The organism is Deinococcus seoulensis (assembly GCF_014648115.1).
In the GTDB taxonomy this organism is placed as follows: Bacteria; Deinococcota; Deinococci; order Deinococcales; family Deinococcaceae; genus Deinococcus; species Deinococcus seoulensis.
Window position 1 is genome coordinate 28,653 of record NZ_BMQM01000029.1, and the last position, 19,328, is coordinate 47,980.

At 66.9% G+C, this 19,328-nt stretch carries 18 protein-coding genes; 15 read left to right on the top strand and 3 right to left on the bottom strand.

Annotated features, from left to right (window positions below):
• Positions 1 to 119 precede the first annotated feature (119 nt).
• Positions 120 to 4,865, top strand: coding sequence for a DUF11 domain-containing protein (locus tag IEY70_RS16660; protein ID WP_189066156.1), 4,746 nt, complete (start codon positions 120 to 122; stop codon positions 4,863 to 4,865).
• 90 nt (positions 4,866 to 4,955) lie between these two features.
• Positions 4,956 to 5,882 (top strand): DMT family transporter, encoded by a 927-nt coding sequence (locus IEY70_RS16665; RefSeq protein ID WP_189066157.1) that lies wholly within the window; start codon positions 4,956 to 4,958, stop codon positions 5,880 to 5,882.
• Positions 5,883 to 6,048: 166 nt separating this feature from the next.
• On the opposite strand, the gene IEY70_RS16670 is transcribed toward IEY70_RS16665, so the two are convergent.
• Entirely contained in the window at positions 6,049 to 6,528 is a 480-nt protein-coding gene (locus tag IEY70_RS16670) for a hypothetical protein (RefSeq protein WP_229778001.1), read from the bottom strand.
• Between the two features lie 273 nt (positions 6,529 to 6,801).
• Here IEY70_RS16670 and IEY70_RS16675 point away from each other — a divergent pair, with 273 nt between their 5' ends.
• From IEY70_RS16675 to IEY70_RS16705, 7 genes are all read left to right on the top strand, one after another.
• The gene (locus IEY70_RS16675; RefSeq protein WP_055362301.1) at positions 6,802 to 7,446 is read left to right on the top strand and encodes a response regulator transcription factor; all 645 of its coding nucleotides are present in this window, start codon (positions 6,802 to 6,804) and stop codon (positions 7,444 to 7,446) included.
• The gene (locus IEY70_RS16680) at positions 7,443 to 7,673 is read left to right on the top strand and encodes a hypothetical protein (RefSeq protein ID WP_189066158.1); all 231 of its coding nucleotides are present in this window, start codon (positions 7,443 to 7,445) and stop codon (positions 7,671 to 7,673) included. The genes IEY70_RS16675 and IEY70_RS16680 overlap by 4 nt, the downstream gene beginning before the upstream one ends.
• A gap of 4 nt (positions 7,674 to 7,677) precedes the next feature.
• A complete protein-coding gene (locus IEY70_RS16685; protein WP_189066159.1) occupies positions 7,678 to 8,541 on the top strand; it encodes a serine hydrolase in 864 nt (287 codons plus the stop codon).
• Positions 8,542 to 8,831: 290 nt separating this feature from the next.
• Entirely contained in the window at positions 8,832 to 9,695 is an 864-nt protein-coding gene (locus IEY70_RS16690; protein WP_229778003.1) for a c-type cytochrome, read from the top strand.
• Between the two features lie 52 nt (positions 9,696 to 9,747).
• Positions 9,748 to 10,410 carry a Rieske (2Fe-2S) protein gene (locus IEY70_RS16695; RefSeq protein ID WP_189066160.1) on the top strand — a complete coding sequence of 221 codons (663 nt, stop codon included), beginning with the start codon at positions 9,748 to 9,750 and terminating at the stop codon, positions 10,408 to 10,410.
• Positions 10,407 to 11,720 carry a cytochrome b gene (locus tag IEY70_RS16700; RefSeq protein ID WP_189066161.1) on the top strand — a complete coding sequence of 438 codons (1,314 nt, stop codon included), beginning with the start codon at positions 10,407 to 10,409 and terminating at the stop codon, positions 11,718 to 11,720. Before IEY70_RS16695 ends, IEY70_RS16700 begins: the two co-directional genes overlap by 4 nt.
• Before the next feature lie 102 nt (positions 11,721 to 11,822).
• Positions 11,823 to 12,020 carry a hypothetical protein gene (locus tag IEY70_RS16705; protein ID WP_189066162.1) on the top strand — a complete coding sequence of 66 codons (198 nt, stop codon included), beginning with the start codon at positions 11,823 to 11,825 and terminating at the stop codon, positions 12,018 to 12,020.
• A 97-nt stretch (positions 12,021 to 12,117) separates the two neighbouring features.
• Here IEY70_RS16705 and IEY70_RS16710 read toward each other — a convergent pair whose 3' ends face one another.
• Positions 12,118 to 12,369: a DdrH gene (locus tag IEY70_RS16710; RefSeq protein WP_189066163.1), complete on the bottom strand. Its 252-nt coding sequence runs from the start codon at positions 12,367 to 12,369 to the stop codon at positions 12,118 to 12,120.
• A gap of 141 nt (positions 12,370 to 12,510) precedes the next feature.
• Here IEY70_RS16710 and IEY70_RS16715 point away from each other — a divergent pair, with 141 nt between their 5' ends.
• The 6 genes from IEY70_RS16715 (at position 12,511) to IEY70_RS16740 (ending at position 18,382) form a co-directional block, all read left to right on the top strand.
• Positions 12,511 to 12,933 carry a HesB/IscA family protein gene (locus IEY70_RS16715; protein WP_189066164.1) on the top strand — a complete coding sequence of 141 codons (423 nt, stop codon included), beginning with the start codon at positions 12,511 to 12,513 and terminating at the stop codon, positions 12,931 to 12,933.
• 310 nt (positions 12,934 to 13,243) lie between these two features.
• Positions 13,244 to 15,001 carry a peptide ABC transporter substrate-binding protein gene (locus IEY70_RS16720; protein WP_189066165.1) on the top strand — a complete coding sequence of 586 codons (1,758 nt, stop codon included), beginning with the start codon at positions 13,244 to 13,246 and terminating at the stop codon, positions 14,999 to 15,001.
• Between the two features lie 102 nt (positions 15,002 to 15,103).
• Complete coding sequence (locus tag IEY70_RS16725) at positions 15,104 to 16,099, top strand: ABC transporter permease (RefSeq protein ID WP_189066166.1); 996 nt, start codon at positions 15,104 to 15,106, stop codon at positions 16,097 to 16,099.
• Positions 16,100 to 16,111: 12 nt separating this feature from the next.
• Entirely contained in the window at positions 16,112 to 17,041 is a 930-nt protein-coding gene (locus IEY70_RS16730; protein ID WP_189066167.1) for an ABC transporter permease, read from the top strand.
• Positions 17,042 to 17,127: 86 nt separating this feature from the next.
• Positions 17,128 to 17,646, top strand: a complete 519-nt coding sequence (gene ruvC / locus IEY70_RS16735; RefSeq protein ID WP_189066168.1) for a crossover junction endodeoxyribonuclease RuvC — start codon at positions 17,128 to 17,130, stop codon at positions 17,644 to 17,646.
• A 19-nt stretch (positions 17,647 to 17,665) separates the two neighbouring features.
• Positions 17,666 to 18,382 carry a PrsW family intramembrane metalloprotease gene (locus tag IEY70_RS16740; protein ID WP_229778004.1) on the top strand — a complete coding sequence of 239 codons (717 nt, stop codon included), beginning with the start codon at positions 17,666 to 17,668 and terminating at the stop codon, positions 18,380 to 18,382.
• 53 nt (positions 18,383 to 18,435) lie between these two features.
• Here the strand turns inward: IEY70_RS16740 and IEY70_RS16745 are convergent, their stop codons facing one another.
• Positions 18,436 to 19,152, bottom strand: coding sequence for a molybdenum cofactor biosynthesis protein (locus IEY70_RS16745; protein ID WP_189066169.1), 717 nt, complete (start codon positions 19,150 to 19,152; stop codon positions 18,436 to 18,438).
• Positions 19,153 to 19,328: the final 176 nt, after the last annotated feature.

Below are 19,328 nucleotides of genomic sequence, written 5' to 3' on the forward strand. Positions count from 1 at the left end.
TTCTTCATGAGAACGCACTTTTCAGGCCTGCTTGTAAGGCCACCGCAAGATCCGAAACGCGAAAATCTCACGAAATCACCCGCCCCCACCCCACCCAACCCGGAAAGCGAGGACCACACATGACCGCACCCCCCAGCAGAAGCTCCCGATTCTCCTCCCGGCTCCGGCAGACCGCTGCGGCCCTGCTGGGACTGGCCGTGACCGGCACGGCCCTGGCCGACACTCCCCTGCCGACCACGCCCACCTACAAGTTCCAGGGCCGCCTCGACTACGTGACCACCGGCGCCAGCTTCCGTACTGCGCGGAACTCAGGGACGGCTGCCGACGCCTGTCAGGTGGGCACCACGGCCACGTCGCAGGCTGTGACTGGCGTGCCAGCGGGCGCCACCATTGTCAAGGCACTGCTGTACTGGGCGGCCTCCGCTGACCGGACGGGCGATACGACCACCACGCTGGGCACCGTCAACAACGACACGACTGTCACGTTTGACGGGCAGACCGTGAATGCGGGTACGACTTACTTCGACAGCGCTCCAATCCCGAACGCAACCGCGCCAACCCATTACAACAGCTTCTTCTCTAACGTCTCGGACATCACGGGTTACATCAGTTCTCTGGCCAATCCCAACAAGACCTACGCCATGTCTGGCCTGACCATTCAGACCGCCAACGTGAATACACCTGGAACCACCCCGGCGACACAGACGTCGGCTCATTGCACCAATGCCACGGTGCTGGGCGGTTGGGGGATGTACATCATCTATGAAACCCCGACTGAAACGTACAAGAACATGGTCATCTACGAGGGGTTCGACCGCAGCCAGAACGAACTGACCACCCGCACCGTCAACGGACTGGTCGTCCCCAGCGTCTTCGAGGCCAGAACGTCTGTCCTGGCCTGGGAAGGCGACGAAACCCTGAACATCAATACCACGACCAACGTTGCCGAGGCACTCAGCTTCGGAGCTGGACAGGCGCCCACGGCCATCAACAACATCTTCAACGTGGGTGGTGCCCTCAGTGGTCCCCGGCAGGGGATCTTCAACAGCACCATCAGCACCGGCCTCAGCTCCGGAACCACGGCCACCGCGACCGGACGGGACGACGCGTACGGCGTGGACTTCGACACCTTCGACGTGACCAGCAAGGTCACCAGCGGGGCCTCCTCGGCCACCCTGAACATCCAGGGCAGCCAGGACCTGTTCTACATCAGCAGCGTGCCCCTGCTGATCACCAGCGGCGTCGCCGACCTGTCACTCACCAAGACCGTCAGCAGCGCCGCGCCCATTCAGGGCAGCACCGTCACGTACACCGTCACGCTGCGCAACGACGGCCCGGACCCCGCCTCCGGCCCGGCCGTTCCCACTGAGGACGTGCAGGTGCGGGACGTCCTGCCTGCCGGACTGAGTTTCGTCAGTTCCTCGGCCGCCACCGGCACCTACGATTCGGCCACAGGCATCTGGAGCGTTCCAAGCCCCGTGACGGGCGGCACGACCACCCTGACGATCACCGCAACCGTCACCGGAACCGGCACGATCACGAACGTCGCGGAGATCATCTCGTCCCCCCAGCCGGACAGCGACTCGAAAACCAACAACGGCGTCACCACCGAAGACGATTACGCCAGCGTGCCGCTGGTGGCCTCGCCACCACGCCTGAACGTCAGTAAATCGTTCTCGCCGACCACGGTCGCTGCGGGCGGCGTGACGGCCCTGACCATCACGGTCGCCAACCCGTACTCCTTTGCCACGAGCGCCCTGACCATCACCGACAACATCGCGGCCACCATGGGCCTGAGCGTACCGCTGCCGCTGCGGGTCACGGCGAACACCTGCGGGGGTGCCATCGTGACCGGGACCGCCAACACGGCCATGACGACGGGTGCCAACGCCACCGAAAGCAACGACGGTGCCATCCGTCTCACGGGCGGCAGCATCCCCGCGAACGGGTCGTGCAGCGTGACCGTGAACGTCACCGTGACGGACGCCGCCGCCACCACCCGCACGAACACCATTCCCGCCGCGAACGTGACCGGCACCGTGAACGGACAGGCCGCCACGGGCGCCGCGCCCGCCACTGCCACCCTGACCACGACCACCAGCACGGCGGGCGCGCCGTTCACCTGCGACGCGCGCTTCTACCAGATCCGCCAGGACACCAGCACGCTGCTGTCGAACCTGTACCTGCTGGACCGCAATAACCTGGGAACGGGCGGCGCGGCCCAGTGGAGCACCGGATTCGGGCCTGGCCTGAACGCCCTGGCATTCAACAAGCGCGACGGGTACTTCTACGCGCTGAACATCACGCCGTTCACGACCGGAGCGCCGTTCCGCCTGTACCGCCTGGGGCAGAGCGGTGCGGTCGAGGTGTTCAACACCACCATTCCCGCCGGTAGCAGCATCGCGGCGGCCGCCGTGGATTCCACCGGCGTGATGTACGTTCACAAGCTGGCGCAGGAGACGCCTCTGTACCGCATTCAGCTGCCGACCGCACCCGGCGGGGCCATCAGCATGCTGGGCACCCTGACGCTGTCGCAGGCGCTGCCGATCTTCGATCTGGCGTTTAACCCGGTCAATAACCTGCTGTACGGTGTGTACACGCCGGGCGGCGTGATGGAAATCAACCCCACGACCGGCGCTTCCGTGCTGCGCGGCACCTTCCCGGGCTTCACGACCACCAACGCCATCGGTAGCGCGTTCTTCGACGTGAGCGGCACCCTGTACGCGTACCAGAACGGCGGCACGTACGGCACCATCAACCTCTCCACCGGGGCGTTCACGATCCTGGCGACCGGAGCAGTGGCCGCGCAGTCCGACGGCGCGTCCTGCGTGTTCCCGGACAACCGGATCGACACCGTGAAGTCCGTGGGGACTGTCACTGCCGCCAGCGCCCTGGCGTTCGACGTGCCGTACACCGTGACCGTCAAGAACACCGGGACGGTCAGCAACCCGAACGTGCAACTCACCGAGGACCTGACCCGCGTCTTCACGACCGGCGGCCCCAGCCTGACCATCGTGTCCGGCCCGACTGTCACGAGCGGCTCGGTCACGGCAAACACCGGCTTCAACGGCACCTCGAACACCGCACTGCTGACCGGCGCGAACACCATGGCGGCCGGGGCCAGCGCCACGATCACCTTCACCGTGCGCGTCACGTACCCCGACCAGGCGAGCGTGCCCGCCAGCGGCAGCGTCCTGAACAACACCGTGTACGCCAGCACGACCGGCAGCGCCCCCAACCCCGGTTACACCTTCGTGGGCGGCACGGCGATTCCCCCGGTGGACCTGCTGGCGACCGACATCTCGACGAACGGCAGCACCCCGCCCGCCACCGCGAACGGCGACACGAAGTCGCCCACGCCCGTCACGCTTCCTGACGTGGCTGATCTGGCGATCGACAAGAGCGGCCCGGTCGCGGTGGGGAGCGGCGGCAGCGTGACGTACACCATCCGCGTGTGGAACAACGGTCCCCGGAGCGTGACCGGAGCGAGCGTGACGGACGCGCTGCCCGCCGGGTTCACGGTGACGGCCCTGACCTGCGCGGCGACCGGCACGGCCACCTGCGGTTCGCAGACCTTCCCGGGCAACGTCGTGACCATCACGACCGGCACCCTGAGCGTGGACTCGGACACGGCCAACGCCACCCCGGACGGGAACTTCCTGACGTACACCCTGACCGGCACCGCACCTGCCAGCGGCACCCTGAGCAACACGGCCAGCGTGACTGTGCCTGCCGGTGCGGCCGACCCCACGCCCGGTAACAACACCAGCGCCGCCGCCGTGACCCGCGTCGTGGACGCCGTGAACGACCCGGCCGCCAGCTTCGGCTTCGGCGTGGGCGGCACTGTGACCGTGCTGGGCAACGACACCGTCGGCGGCGCGGCCGCCACCACCACCAACGCTACCGTGACCGTTCAGAACGACGGCGGGATCACCGGCCTGACCGTGAATGCCAGCGGCCAGCTGGTCGTGCCTGCCGGAACGCCCGCCGGGTCGTACACCGTCACGTACCAGATCTGCGACGCGACCGTCACGGCCGCCTGCGACACGGCGACCGTGGTGGTGTCGGTCGGTGCGGCCAGCGCGGACCTGAGCATCGCCAAGACCGGCCCCGCCTTCGCCAGACCCGGCGAGACCATCACGTACACCCTGACCGTCACGAACGGCGGCCCGAACGCCGCGTCGGCCGTCGCCGTGACCGACACGCTGCCTGCCGGTGTCACCTTCGTCAGCAGCGTGCCCGCGCCCGGCACCGTCAGCGGTCAGACCCTCACCTGGACGTTCCCGAGCGTGGCGGCCAGCGCCTCACAGGTCATCACGGTCACGGCCACCGCGCCGACCACCGCGACCCTGGAAAACACCCCGGCGGCCCGCAGCTTCACGAACACCGCGTCGGTCAGCAGCGCCACCAGTGACCCCACGCCCGGCAACAACAGCGCCACCACCGCGCCCACGGACATGGTGTACGGCAAGCTGACCAAGCAGGTGCGCAACGTCACGACCAACACCGCGTTCGGTACGTCCGGCGGCGGTCTGCCCGGCGAGATCCTGGAGTACTGCATCGCCTTCGAGAACCTGGGCGGCGCGGCCCTGCCGAACTTCGTGGTCGTGGATCACGTGCCCGGCAACACGAACGCCCTGACCACCGCCTACGACGCGGATGAACCCACCACGGCGACCGGTTTCGGCGTGAAGCTCACGCGCGGCGCGCTCACCTCGTACCTCAGCAGCAGCGCCGCCGATGCCGACGGTGGCAGCCTGACCACCACGGGCGGCACCTTCACGCGCGGCACCATGACGGTCGCGCTGGGCACCCTGGCGGCCGGCGAGTCGGGCAGCACCTGCTTCCAGACCACCATCCGCTGAGCGGTTCACCGCTCCCCGTCACCTGCTTCGCTGGACAGGCTCTCCCTTGTGGGGGGCCTGTTTCTGCTGCCGGGCTCTACAATCGCGGGCATGTCGGCTCAGGCGCGTGGTGTGGTTCTTCTGGTTCTGGTGACGTGCCTGTGGGGCAGTACGTTCGCGGTCGTCAAGACCCTGGGTGAACTGCTGCCCCCACCGGTCCTGATCGCGTGGCGGTTCCTGATCGCGGCGGTGGCGTTGCTGCCACTGGTCGCCTGGACGCGCCGCAACGCGGGCCGCGCCCCCCGCGCGCCGGACGGCTGGCGCGGCCGCAGTCTGTGGCGGGACGGCGCGCTGCTGGGCGCGTGGCTGATCGCCGGGTACGGCACGCAGACCATCGCACTTCAGACGACCACCGCGAACCGCGCGGCGTTCTTCACGGCGCTCAGCGTGGTGCTGGTGCCGGTGTGGCTGGTGTTCGCGCAGCGCCGCCGCATGCCCGCGCTGCTGTGGACGGCGCTGCCGCTGGCGGTGCTGGGGCTGGCGCTGCTGTCCTGGGAGGGCGGCGCGCTGGTGTCCGGTGACGTCTGGGCGCTGGCGTGCGCGGTCACGTACGCGGGGTTCATCGTGACGCTGGAACGCATGGCGCACCGGCACGCGGCGCTGCCGTTCACGCTGGTGCAGGTGCTGAGCGTCACGGTCCTGGCGTGGGTGTGGGCGGCCATAGCGGCGCCGGGGCAACTGTGGCCACCGGCGGGCGCGTGGGGACCGCTGCTGTATCTGGGCGTGATCGCCACGGCCGCCACGACCCTGATGCAGACGGTCGGGCAGCGCACGGTCAGTGCGGCGGGCGCCAGCCTGATCTACGCGCTGGAGCCGGTCACGGCCACGCTGTTCAGTTTCGTGCTGATCGGCGAGCAGGTGGGGCTACGCGGCGCGCTGGGCGGACTGCTGGTGGTCGCGGCGACCGTCCTGAGCCAGCGGGCCGGAGAGGGACCGCCCGAAGCGCACCCGGAAGCGCCCGCCGTGCAGGTGCAGTAGGCGGGCGGCGCGGAGCTGAAACGGATTCCGTTTGTTTCGCCCTCCACCCGGAAGGACGCCGGGTTGCCAGCTCCATGTCCGGAACCCGTTTCTCTCCTACTCGCATCCGCTCGAATTGAACGGCTTTATAAGCCATTCAATCGGAGTCCGTATGAGGAGGCCGGTTTCAGCGGGCCTGGTCGGGAATCAGCAGGGTTTTCAGGGCGGGGCCGCCGCTCCAGACGCCGCGCAGGCTGCCCTGCAACGCCGAGTCGCGCACGCCCCGGTACAGCGCGTTCGGCAGGCTGGCCGACGGGTAGGTGGCGCGCGCGCCGCTGGCGTCCACGCGCACGTCCATCGGGAAGCCCAGCGTCAGCGTGGAGATCAGCAGGCCGCCCAGCAGGAACCCGCCCAGCGCGCCCACACCCAGGTGCCAGGGCTGTTCCAGTGGCGCGGGAATCAGGCGGCCGATGGCGGCGGCCGTCCCGACGCCCAGCAGCGCGGCAAGAATCAGCGCGGCGGGCGCCCCGGCGGCCAGCGAGTTCGCCAGGAAGCACACGGCAATGCCGCCCACACCCCAGGCCAGTCCGGCGAGTCCGCGCCGGGCACCAAGCGCAGTCAGGACGGCCCAGAGGGTCACGAGCAGGGCATCGAACCAGGTGATCACGCCGGTCAGTCTAGCGGGTCGGGACTTACAGGTTTCTGCACCTGCCTGCCGGTGCCGCGTGCGGCCTGGTCCGGGCGTGGGGCGTGATACGGATTCCGTGTGTTTCGTTAACAGATCGGAACACCACCGATCCGTCAACTCCACGTCCGGAACCCGTTTCTCTCCTGCTCGCCCCGCTCGGATTGAACGGTCTTTGCAGCCCATTCAATCTGAGTCCGTATGATGGGGGGCTGGGCCGCGGTCAGGGCGGCGCGGGTGGCCTACACTGCGGTCATGATTCGCGTGTTGCTCGTGGACGATCACGCGCTGTTCCGTCAGGGACTGCGCAGCCTGCTGGAATCCGAGGGGATGCGCGTCATCGGTGAGGCCGCCAACGGCCGGGAGGCGATCCGCTACGCGGCCGACACGCACCCAGACGTCATCCTGATGGACATTCAGATGCCGGAACTCGACGGGGTCAAGGCCACGCAGAGCATCCTGGAGATCGACCCGGCGGCGCGGGTGATCATGATCACCATGTACCGCCAGGACCGCTACGTGTTCGAGGCCGTCAAGGCCGGAGCGCGCGGGTACGTGCTCAAGGACGCCGACGCGACCACCCTGCTGGATGTGATCCGGCGGGTCGCGGCGGGCGAGGCGCTGCTGGACGCCGACATGGCCCAGAACGTCCTCGACGACTTCCGTGACAAGCGCGAGGAACTGCCCAGCGAGAAGCACGCCGACCTGAACGAACGCGAGACCATGATCCTGAAACTGCTGGCGCAGGGGTTCTCTAACCAGGACATCGCGCTGCGCCTGGATATCAGTGAGAAGACCGTCCGCAACCGCCTCAGCGAGATCTTCACGAAGCTGCAACTAAACAACCGCACGCAGGCGGCGCTGTACGCCATCCGCGAGGGAATCGCGAACCTCGAATGAGCCGCCGGAAGGTGGCCGCGCCCGTGACCTTCCGCGCCGGGTGCGCGCGCGAGTGGGTGATCGAGACTGCCGAGGCCGACCTCGCGTACACCGATCAGGCGTTCCCGGAGTGCCCCACCTGTCCGCACCGCGTGGAACCGGACGGCGGGCCGCCCTTCTGCACGCTGCGTCCGGTGGGAACGGCGCACCCGTTCGCAGGGCTGGCCGGGCTGATCCTTCCGGACTGACATGATGCGGGGGAGGGGAGAGCAGGACGAAGCGCAGGCGCTGGCGGCCTTCGAGGCCCGGCTGAGTGACGCCGGGTTCGCTGGCACGGTCGGCCTGTGGGTGGGCACGCTGGACGGTAAGGCGCTGGCCACCCTGAACGGGGACCGGGTGTTCCCGGCCGCCAGTACCATCAAGGTGCCGCTGCTGGTCATGGCGCTTCAGGCTGCCCAGAGCGGCGACCTGAGCCTGGAAGACCGTGTGGTGTTGCAGGCGGCCGATCGCGTACCGGGAGCCGGGGTGCTGCACGAACTGGGCGCCGGGCTGGCACTGTCCTGGCAGGACGTGCTGACCCTGATGATCATCGTCAGTGACAACACCGCCACCAACCTGACCATCGAGCGGCTGGGCGTGGATGCCGTGAACCGCTGGCTGGGCGCGCACGGCCTGAACGGCACCCGGCTGGTCGGGAAGTTGCAACTGCCGCCCGACCAGCGCAACGAGGCCCAGCGGCGCGGCGAGCGAAACGCCACGACCGCCCGCGATCAGGCCGGGCTGCTGCGGCGCCTGCTGGCGGGCGACCTGCTCGACCCGACCCACACGGCGCTGGCCCTGGGCATCCTGGAACGCCAGCAGTACCGCGACCTGATCGGCCGTGGCGTTCCGGCCGACCCGGACGGCGAGCCGCTGTACCGCGTGGCCAGCAAGAGCGGTGAACTGGCGGGCGTGCACCACGACGTGGGCGTGATCTTCACGCCGCGCCCGCTGCTGGTGGCCCTTCTGACAGAAGGAGGCCAGGACCCGCGCGAACATCCGGACAACCGTGACGTGACACTGCTGGCGGCGGCCCTGTGGGACCTGCTGACCGTTCATGGTGCGGCGCCGGGCTGAACTGCGCAACCGGGAGCGGTTCAGGCGCCCGGCGGGAGCGAAGTGGGGGACATTTAACCGCCCGGTAAGGGGCAACATAAAGGGTGCCTGAGTCCCGCGGAAAGCTCCTTGACAGCCGGCCGAACAGCACGTCAGGCAGCCGTTTGAATATCACTTCAAAACGCGACTGGGAGCGCATTCGGTGCGTGCTATGCTGACCCGTATTAGGTCTCAAGAGTAAGGCCGAGAAGGGGTTCCATCCGCCAGGCGGCGGGGAATTACAGGCCACTTCACGCTGAGGGAGAGGGAACGTGGAAAGAAACGACGCTGTCATGCCCTGGGTCGCCATCGTGAGCGCGGCCATCATGTGGATCATCCTGCTGTTCCTGTTCAACAAGGAAACGGCACCGGAACCCGTGGTGGTCGACCCGGCGGTCGTGGCGAACATCAGTAAGGAATACCCGACGCTCGGGAAAACCGTCTACGAACAGACTGCCGGGTGCGCCGGCTGCCACGGCCTGCAGGGCCAGGGCGGCGTGGGCCCCAAACTGACCGGTGACACGAAGATCCTCACGGACCCCGTGTACGTGCACACCATCATCACCAAGGGCAAGGGCGGCATGCCGGCCTTCCCGCAGCTCAAGGACAACGAGGTCTACGCGGTCGCCAACTACGTCCTGAACTCCTGGGGCAACAAGTCCGAGGAACTCCTGACGCCCGCCCTGGTCGCCGAGGGGCAGACCAAGGTGGACCCGGCCGTCCTGAAGAACCGCAGCCGCTTCGTTCCTGAAGACCTCAAGCTGCCCGAGATCTTCCTGGGCACCTTCATCCTGGTGCTGCTCACGTACGGCCTGATCGGCCTGTACAGCGTCTGGGCCGAGGGTCTGGAACTGCACCCCGGCATTCACAAGGTCCGGTCCACCCCGCTGGCGACCCTGGGCATCCTGACCACCCTGGGCCTGAGCATCCTGTTCAGCGTGCTGTTCGTGCGTCAGATGGTCACCGATTACGCCGGCTGGGGCGCCAAGGAACCGGTCATGCCCAACGTGACCGCCGAGGGCTTCTACGCCGCGATGATCCTGCTGATGCTCGCCGCCAGCATCGGCCTGTACAAGAAGTACTTCATGGACGGCGAGGTGCTGGTCGAGGACACCAGCGGCGAATTCCCCTGGTAAGCGGCCCCCGGCTGCTCACCGCCCCAGCAGGCTTGGCCAAGAGGTTTGAATCATGACCCGTTACAAGAAACAGGACCCCGAAATCACGCGCCGGAAGTTCATCAACGTCGCCATGGGCACCACCGCCGCCGTCGGCACGGTCAGCCTCGTGAGCGCGCTGGGCACCGCCAACCCCATCTTCCGCCTGACGCCCGACAAGGCCCCGCCCGTCAAGGGTGACGTGCTCGTGCACGCCTCGGAAAGCAAGGAAGGCCAGCCCATCAAGGTCAGCGACCTCAGCGACCAGCTGGTGCGCGCCTGGCCGATGGGCAAGGACAAGGACGGCAACAACGTCATCCGCAAGGGCGACCCGAACAACATCCTGGCGCTGTACCGCTTCCCGAAAGGGCAGCTGGTGGAACCCACCAAACTGGACGCCACCGTGGACGGTGAGATCGTCGCCTACAGCGACATCTGCACGCACGCCGGCTGCTCGGTCAGCGACAGTGACCAGGGCGACGGCATGAAATGCCCCTGCCACTCCGGTCAGTACGATCCCAAACGTGGCTGCAAGGTCACCGGCGGGCCGCCCCCCCGCCCGCTGGCGCAGCTGCCCATCAAGCTCGAAGGCGAGCAGCTGGTCGTGGCGGACTTCTTCGCCACCATGCCGTACCCCTTCCTCAGTGAAACTGAGTGGGAGAAATTCAAGAAGGAAGTGGAGGAGCAGCTCGCATGAACCAGTGGCTTGACGACCGTCTGCACATCTCGCGCCTGAACGACAAGTTCCTGCGCAAAGCCTTCCCGGTGCATCACTCCTTCTTCCTGGGAGAGATCACGCTGTTCAGCCTGATCGTGCTGATCATCACCGGCATCCTGCTGGCCCTGGCGTACGAGCCCAGCAACTCGCTGGTCGTGAACTCCTTCGATCCCGGCACGGCCACCAAGCCCAACCTGGTGCCCGCCGCGTACCACTCCGCACTCAAGATCAACGCCATGCCGTTCGGGGACATGCTGCGCCGCCTGCACCACTGGATGGCGAACATCATGGTCGCGGCCGCCGTGATTCACATGATGCGCATCTACTTCACGGGCGCGTTCAAGAAACCCCGCGAGATCAACTGGTGGATCGGGATGCTGCTGATGATCTTCGCGGCGCTGACCGCCGTGACCGGCTACATCCTCCCCTACGACAACTACGCCTACAACACCGTCAAGGTCGTGTACGCCATCACCGCGTCCATTCCCTGGGTGGGCGACTGGGTCGCGCAGGCCGCCTTCGCCGGCAAGTTCCCCGGTGACGGGATCATCCCGCGCATCTACGGCTACCACATCATGCTGCTGCCCGGCATCCTGCTGGCCCTGACCGGCGCGCACATGCTGATCATGATCAAGCAGAAGCACACGCAGCCGCAGTACGCCAAGCGCCTCGCGTACAAGAAGATCGTGGGTGTGCCCCTGATCACCCAGCAGACGCCCATCATGCTGATCCTGGCCCTGATGTTCACCGGTCTGGTCATGCTGTTCGCGGCCTTCGTGCCGGTCCACCCGGTCGAGTTCTTCGGCCCGCCCAGCACCACCCCCATCAACAACATCAAACCCGACTGGTACCTGCTGTGGGTGTTCGGCGCCCTGGCGATCATCCCCAGCTTCGAATTCCACCTGTTCGGTGGGCTGATCGGCGCCGAGTTCGTGGGCGCGCTGGTCCTGCCCGGCATCGTGATGGGCGTGATGTTCGCCGTGCCCATGTTCGACCGCACCGACGAGAACCAGTACTACGCCGAGAACCCCACCAACCACCCGGTCCGGCTGGCGGCAGGCGTGGCATTTATGGCCATGATGATCGTCCTGTCGGTCGCCGGGTACAAACCCGAACTGATCAGCGCGGGCCTGCTGACCACCGCGAACGCCAACACCATCCTGTGGATCCTGACCTTCATCGTGCCCGCCGTGTCGTACTTCGCCGTGATCGGCATCGTGCGCGGCATCCGCGCCCTGCGTGAAGCCGACGAACGCGACGCACTGGCCCACGCCCACGCCGACGACTGAACCCACCCCACTGAAGTACGGTTGACTGTCTCCGCCGCCCTGATACCTGTCAGGGCGGCGGCCCTTTGCGGCCGGAGGGCCGGGCGTGCTTGACTGTCACGCATGGACGAACTGGCCCGACACCTGAGTCTGCGCGCCCGGCAACTGGGGCTGGCGGACCTGCCGCCCGCCGAGGCCCCCGCTGAGACCCTGGCCGAACTGGCCCGCGACACCCTGCACGAACTGATCGCGCGCGGCCTGCTGCCCGACCCGGACCCGCAACCGGGTTGCTGGAGTGCCCCCAGGTCCGGGCTGCACTGATCAGGCTCGGGATGACGGCATGAAGAACGCCGCCTCCTGATGGGGGCGGCGTGAAGCGTGAACGCGTTGATTCCCGGCTGGGATCACCGGACTGGGATCAGGCCTGCACGCGTGGCGTACTGGGAATGTTCGCGGCGGGCGTGTCGCCCTGGCGGGTTCCGGCGGCGTACCCGACCTGAGCCCCGAACTGCCACGCCAGTTTGATCATGAACTGGATGGCGTCCTCGTCGTTGGCGTTGATCAGGGAGCGCAGGTGTTCGGGCAGGCCGTCGGGAAGGGGCATGGCCCGGAGCTGCTCGCCGTACTCGCTGCGGAGCTGCTCGAACCACTCGGCATACGGGTTCGTCATGCCATCCATCTTAACAGCGGTACGCTCAAGGAATGTAAGCCGCACTGGAAGGGGAAGCGTTCCCCTGCCCCATACGGGATGCGGAATCCGATTTGCCTTCCAGGCACTTTTTTATTACCCGAATGGTAGTACGCTTCACGCATGACCGCGACCACCACCTCCGAACAGTCCGGCGGCGTTCCCGCCCGTGAAATCAGCATCAGCGAATTTGGCGCGCAGAAAGCCCAGGGCATCCTCGCCAGCAGTGGCAAGGAGAACGCCGGGGTGCGCGTGTTCATCAAGAGCGGCGGCTGCAGCGGCTACCAGTACGGCATGGCCATCGACGACCGCGAACTCGAAGGCGACCTGATCGTCGTGGACCGCGGCGTGAAACTGCTCGTGGACCGCATGAGTCTGCCCCTGCTGCGCGGCAGCGAGGTGGACTTCGTGGAGAACATGATGGGCGGCGGCTTCACCGTGAACAACCCCAACGCCACGTCCGCCTGCGGGTGCGGCTCCTCGTTCCGCACCGACGGAAGCCAGTCCCCGGACGGCGAAGGCTCGGGCAGCTGCTCCAGCCACTGAGTCCTTCTAGCCACTGAGTCCTTCCCGCTAGTGGGTCCTTCCCGCCTCTGCCCGCCCCGGTCACTTCAGATCGGGGCGGGTTTCTTGCTGCGGCATGGATGGGCTGTTGATCCGGCTCTGCTACGGCAGTGCTGCGTGGTAGGGCTGCGGGTCTTCACCCCATTCCCCCGGATGATGAAGACCGGGTCCGCTCCCCCCTGGCTGCAATGGTAGCGACCATCCTTGACTGAAGCTTAATGTGCCCTATACTGACGCTCATCATTCACGGAAAGGGGCAGCACCATCAGCCCAGTGTTCAGGGAGGCCAGTTATGAAAAAGACCTTTGCCCTTACCGCATTCCTGCTCGGCGCCGCGCTCGCCGGGCCTGCGAACAACAGCCTCGTGGTTGGCACCTCGCAGGAACCGCCGAACATCTACGACCCCTGGAGCACCAATAACCTCGCCATCACCAGCGAGATCAACGGCTACATGGGTGCGGGCCTGACCTACCAGGACGACAACGGCGAGACCAAGGCCGACATCGCCACCCGCGTTCCCACCCTGGGCAACGGCGACTACAAGGTCGTCAAGGACAGCAAGGGCGACGTGATCCGCAACAGCGTCACGTACACCATCCGCAAGGACGCCAAGTGGAGCGACGGGACGCCCATCAAGGTCGCGGACTTCCAGTTCTGGCTGAAGCTGGAAAACGACGACCGCGTGCCCGTGCCCGACCGTGACCCCTGGGACCGCGCGAAGATCACCGTGAACGACGCCGACACCTTCACGATCACCTTCGAGCCGCCCTACCTGTTCGCGGATCAGGTCAGCCCCGGTCTGGCCCCCAGCCACGTCATGAGCGCCGCCTGGAACGCCTTCGACGCCAAGACGAAGAACGAGAAGGACGCCAAGGTCGTCAACGAGGAGTGGAAGAAGTTCATCGCGTCCTTCACGACCGCTCGCAACCTGCCCAAGGTCGTCGCCGGGCCTTTCAAACCCACCGCGTGGCGCACCGGCAACAGCCTGACCATGACCCGCAACCCGGTGTACTGGAACCAGCCCAAGAACCCCGAGAACTACGTGCAGACCGTCACGTACCGCTTCATCCCGAACACCAACACCCTGAAAGTGAACATCCTGTCCGGGCAGCTGGACGCCGTGAGCGCCGTCGGTCTGACCTTCGACCAGGGCGTGGACCTGTCCCGCAACGAGCGCAGCAAGTACAAGACGTACTTCGTGCCCGGTGCCGTCTGGGAGCACATCGACATCAACGCCCGCGGCCAGCGCGCCAAGGACCTCGACCTGGATGACCCGCGCATGCGTCAGGCCCTGCTGTACGCCATCGACCGTGACGCGCTGACCAAGGCGCTGTTCCAGGGTAAGCAGGCCGTGTCCAACAGCTGGATTGGCCCGGTCAGCAAGCTGTACAAGAAAGACGTCAACGACTACAACCTGAACGTCGCCCGCGCCAAGCAGCTGTTCGCGGCGCTCGGCTGGACGCCCGGCAGTGACGGCATCCTGCAGAAGGCCGGGAAGAAACTCAGTCTGAACTTCTCCACCACCGCCGGGAACACCACCCGCGAACGCGTGCAGCAGATCCTGCAGGCGCAGTGGAAGGCCGTGGGCGTGCAGGTGAACATCCAGAACTACCCCGCCAGCGTCATCTTCGGGCCGGACTTCCTGAGCAAGGGCGAGAGCGGCAAGTGGGACATGGCCATGTACGCCTGGTCGAACAACCCCGTGTTCGAGGAAGGCAACCTCTGGAAGAGCGAGGGCATCCCCACCGCCGCCAACGGTTACTCCGGCCAGAACAATCCCGGCTGGAACAACGCCGAGTACGACAAGCTGTACAAGCAGGCGAAGGTTGAGTTCAACCAGGCCGACCGCATCAAGCTGTTCGACCGCATGCAGGCCATCTGGAACGCCGAGGTGCCCGCCCTGCCCCTGTACTTCCGCGTGAACGTGTACACCAAGGTCCCCGGCCTCGTGAACTACACCTTCAGCGCCATTACGCAGTACCCCAGCTGGAACGCTGCGAACATCGGCTGGGCCAGCCGCGGGGCCGCCGAGGAGTACAAGCAGAAGTAAACGCCCGCGGGCGCGGCCACCGGGCGTGGACCGCCCAGCGCCGGGCGCGGGAGGGAAGGCACACACGCTTTCCCTCCCGCGCCGTTTTTCAGGAGTTCGAACATGGGAACCTACGCACTACGACGAGTGATTCAGATGATTCCGCTGCTGCTGGTGATCAGCCTCGTGATCTTCGGCCTGACCGCCCTGCAACCCGGCGACCCGGTCGATCAGCTGGTGTTCGGCAACAGCAACATCACCCCCGAGGACATCGCCCGCCTGCGCGCCGCGTACGGCCTGGACCAGCCGTGGATCACCCGGTACTTCTTCTGGTTGCAGCAGGCCGTGACCGGGAACTTCGGGTACTCGCAGGACTTCGGGATTCCCGCGCTGGAGTACATCTTCCAGAACCGCCTGCCGAACACGCTGCTGCTGACCGTGCCCGCCCTGGTGATCAGTACCCTGATCGCCGTGCCGCTGGGCATCTTCAGTGCCGTGCGGCAGTACTCGGTGCTGGATTACCTGCTGACCTTCTTCGCGTTCGTGGCGGTCAGCGCCCCGGTGTTCTGGGTGGGCGCGCTGGCCCTGTACTTCTTCGCGATCTACCTGCCGCAACTGACGGGCGGACTGCTGTCCCTGCCGCCCGGCGGGCTGGGCGGCGACGTGCCCCCGGAAGCCGGGTGGCTGGCCGTGACGCTGGACAAACTGAAGTACCTGCTGCTGCCCCTGATGATCCTGATGCTGCGCGAGATCGCCGTGACCATGCGGTTTATGCGTGCCAACATGCTCGAAACGCTCACGCAGGATTACGTGCGCACCGCGCGCGCCAAGGGACTGGCGGACCGCCGGGTGCTGTACAAGCACGCGCTGCGGAACGCCGTGACGCCCATCGTGACCATCATGGGTCTGAGCATTCCCGGTCTGTTCGGCGGGGCCGTCATCACCGAGACCGTGTTCTCCTGGCCGGGCATGGGCAAGGCCATCCTGGACGCGCTGGTCACCAAGGACTTCAACGTGGTGATGGTCTGCCTGATGATGCTGGCCCTGCTGACCGTCGTGTTCCAGTTGCTGACCGACCTCGCCTACGCCCTCGTCGATCCCCGGATCCGGTACTCCTAAAGGACGGCTGCCATGACCTCCGCTGTAACCACCCCGGCCGCCCGGCCCGCCAAGAGCCGCTCGACCCTGCAGATCGCCATGCGCCGACTGCGCCGCCACAGGGCCGCCATGATCAGCCTCGTGGTGATCGCCGCGCTGATCCTGATGGCGATCTTCGCGCCGCTGATCGCGCCGTACGACCCGAACGCCCAGGACCTGGAAGGCATCTACTCGCCGCCCGGCGCGCAGCACCTGCTGGGGCAGGACAGCCTGGGCCGCGACATGCTGTCCCGCATCATCTACGGCAGTCGCGTCAGCCTGATCGTGGGCTTCACGGTCGCGATCTTCAGTGTCGGGCTGGGCACCATCATGGGGCTGCTGTCCGGTTTCCTGGGCGGACTGGTCGATACGGCCATCAGCCGTTTCATCGAGCTGATGCTGTCCATTCCGGAACTGCCGCTGCTGCTGACCCTCAGCGCCCTGCTGCTCGCCAGTGACGCTCCCGCCATCGTGGCGTTGCGTCAGACGCCGAACGCCAGCGTGTTCATCATCATCGGGATCTTCACGTTCTTCGGCTGGATGGGCACCGCCCGCCTGGTGCGCGGCGAGGTCCTGAAACTCAAGAACCTGGAGTACGTGGACGCCGCCCGCGCCCTGGGCGCCCGTAACGCCCGCATCATGTTCCGTCACCTCGTGCCGAACGTGGTCGCCGTCATCATCGTGAACGGCACCCTGGCCGTCGGCGGCGCGATCCTGGGCGAGGCGGCCCTGTCGTTCCTGGGCTTCGGTATCCAGCCGCCCGTCAGCACCTGGGGCAACATGCTCTCGAACGCGAACGAGGTCGTGCTGGAGCACCCGTACCTGGCGTTCTGGCCCGGACTGGCGATCCTGATCACGGTGCTGGCCTTCAACTTCCTGGGTGACGGTCTGCGCGACGCCTTCGACCCCAAGAGCCGTCTGTAACGCCCGTTTCACCCGTGTGCTTCCGGCCCCCGCACTGGCGGGGGTTTTTTCCTGCCGGGCGGCGCCGCATCGCGTATCCTGGGGGGGTGATCGTTCTTGGTATTGACCCTGGACTCGCCAACCTCGGCCTGGGGCTGGTGGAAGGAGATGTCCGCAAGGCCCGGCACCTGCACCACGTGTGCCTGACCACCGAGAGCGCCTGGATCATGCCGCGCCGCCTGCAGTACCTGCACGCCGAGGTCAGTCGCCTGATCGCGGAGTACCAGCCGGACGCCGTGGCCATCGAGGATCAGATTCTGCGCCGGCAGGCGGACGTGGCCTTCAAGGTCGGGCAGGCGTTCGGGGTGGTGCAGCTGGCCTGCGCGCAGGCGGGCGTGCCGGTCCACAGTTACGGCCCCATGCAGGTCAAGCAGTCGCTGGTCGGAACGGGCCGCGCCGACAAGGAGCAGGTGATCTACATGGTCAAGGCCAGCCTGGGCATCCGCGAACTGTTCAACAATCACGCCGCCGACGCGCTGGCCCTGGCCCTGACGCACCTGGCGAGCGCGTCCATGCAGACCCGCACGGCGCAGGCCCGCACCGCCGGTCTCGTCCGGTCCCGCTGAGGAACGCCGGGAACGCCGCGTGACCCTCTCGCTGCTGCTGTCGCTGCTGGTGTCCGTGGCGGTCACGTTCGCGTGGTTGTGGTTCTTCGTGCGGCGCGACCGGCACCCGGAACCGCTGTGGCTGCTGGCCCGCACCTTTGCGTGGGGCATGTTCGCGTGGCTGATCGCGGCGGCGCTGGAAGCCAGTCTGGGCCGCATGCTGTCGTCCACTGTGCCGCTGGCCGTCCTGACCGTGGTGATCCTGACCGCCCTGATCGAGGAGGGGTTCAAGTTCGTGGCGGCCACGACCGCCATCACGGAACTGGCTTTCGACGAACCGATGGACGGACTGGTGTACGCCGTGACGGCCGCGCTGGGCTTCGCGCTGATGGAGAACCTGACCTACACCCTGGAGTTCGGCAGTGGGGCCGGCGCGTGGCATTCCCTGCTGGCGACCCTGGCGCACGCCCTGTTCAGCGCCCCGCAGGGCTACGCGCTGGGAGGCCTGCACTGGCAGCGGGGCCGGGCCTGGGTGGCGCAGGGGCTGCTGCTGAGCGTGACCCTGCACGCCGTGTTCAACAGTCTGCTGGGCAGCAGTGGCAGCTGGCAGCACCTCAGCGCCCTGATCGGTGTCACGGCCGCGATGGTCCTGCTGGCCAGCCGGTACTACCGCGCGTTCGAGGCGCACGCCCGTCAGTACGGTCCGTCGGCGTACTTCCTGCAGGAGCAGGCCCGCAACGCCCAGCACCGCCCATAAGCACAGCACCGTCCGTAGGCCCAGTACCGTCCGTGCGCGGTAGGGGGCCGTGGTTACAGCGTGTCGTGCGCGGTCTGTCCGTCCACCCAGTGCTGACCGTCCTCGTCGGCCTCGTGTTTCCAGACGGGCACATGCACTTTCAGGTGCTCGATGATGAAATCGCAGGCTTCCAGCGCGGCGCGGCGGTGCGGGCTGGCCACCCCGATCAGGATGCTCGCCTCGCCCGGCAGCAGGCGGCCCACGCGGTGCTGAAGGTACACGCGCAGTTCCCCGTGCCGCTCGCGGGCGGCGTCGGCCGCTCCCTGCATGACCCTGCGCGCCATGGGGGCGTACCCCTCGTACTCGATGAATTCCACGGTGCGGCCCTTGTTCGGGCTGCGGACCGTGCCCACAAAGTAGGCCTGCGCGCCGTATTCGGGGCGGACGAGGTAGGCGTCGGCCTGTTCCAGGCGCAGGGGTTCGGCCGTGACTTCGCAGTGCGTCTGCCCGTCGTGAGGCGGCTGGTCGTCGTGCGGCTCTGCAGGGCTGTCACCTGAGCCTCCCGCCACGGGCGGCAGGAAGGCCACCTCCGCGCCGGGCGTCAGGACCGTTTCCGGTGAGGCGTAGGTTTCGTTCACGGCGACCATGCAGCCCCGCAGGCTGATTCCGAACTGCGCCTCGACCAGTTCCGCCACGGCGCGCACGTCACTGCCCTCGGCCGCCTCCAGCACCAGGTGCTCGACGCCAGTTTCCCGCTTCAGGCGGGCAAAAAACACCACGTTCAGCTGCATGTCCAGAGGCTACCACGCACGTCATCCGGTCCTGGCGGCTGCGTACCTGACTGCGTGCCTGACAGGCCCGTGCCGCCGCTGCTACCGGAAGGTGAAGGATGGCGGGGCCGGGGGGTGTTGACAGATTCGCTGGTGGCCTGTATCTTTTCTGAGCCTCAAGCGAGGCGCGATGCATG

Coding starts and splice junctions, on each gene's coding strand:
- IEY70_RS16660 (WP_189066156.1), top strand. CDS start 120: ATGACCGCACCCCCCAGCAGAAGCTCCCGATTCTCCTCCCGGCTCCGG.
- IEY70_RS16665 (WP_189066157.1), top strand. CDS start 4,956: ATGTCGGCTCAGGCGCGTGGTGTGGTTCTTCTGGTTCTGGTGACGTGC.
- IEY70_RS16675 (WP_055362301.1), top strand. CDS start 6,802: ATGATTCGCGTGTTGCTCGTGGACGATCACGCGCTGTTCCGTCAGGGA.
- IEY70_RS16680 (WP_189066158.1), top strand. CDS start 7,443: ATGAGCCGCCGGAAGGTGGCCGCGCCCGTGACCTTCCGCGCCGGGTGC.
- IEY70_RS16685 (WP_189066159.1), top strand. CDS start 7,678: ATGCGGGGGAGGGGAGAGCAGGACGAAGCGCAGGCGCTGGCGGCCTTC.
- IEY70_RS16695 (WP_189066160.1), top strand. CDS start 9,748: ATGACCCGTTACAAGAAACAGGACCCCGAAATCACGCGCCGGAAGTTC.
- IEY70_RS16700 (WP_189066161.1), top strand. CDS start 10,407: ATGAACCAGTGGCTTGACGACCGTCTGCACATCTCGCGCCTGAACGAC.
- IEY70_RS16705 (WP_189066162.1), top strand. CDS start 11,823: ATGGACGAACTGGCCCGACACCTGAGTCTGCGCGCCCGGCAACTGGGG.
- IEY70_RS16710 (WP_189066163.1), bottom strand. CDS start 12,369: ATGACGAACCCGTATGCCGAGTGGTTCGAGCAGCTCCGCAGCGAGTAC.
- IEY70_RS16715 (WP_189066164.1), top strand. CDS start 12,511: ATGACCGCGACCACCACCTCCGAACAGTCCGGCGGCGTTCCCGCCCGT.
- IEY70_RS16720 (WP_189066165.1), top strand. CDS start 13,244: ATGAAAAAGACCTTTGCCCTTACCGCATTCCTGCTCGGCGCCGCGCTC.
- IEY70_RS16725 (WP_189066166.1), top strand. CDS start 15,104: ATGGGAACCTACGCACTACGACGAGTGATTCAGATGATTCCGCTGCTG.
- IEY70_RS16730 (WP_189066167.1), top strand. CDS start 16,112: ATGACCTCCGCTGTAACCACCCCGGCCGCCCGGCCCGCCAAGAGCCGC.
- IEY70_RS16745 (WP_189066169.1), bottom strand. CDS start 19,152: ATGCAGCTGAACGTGGTGTTTTTTGCCCGCCTGAAGCGGGAAACTGGC.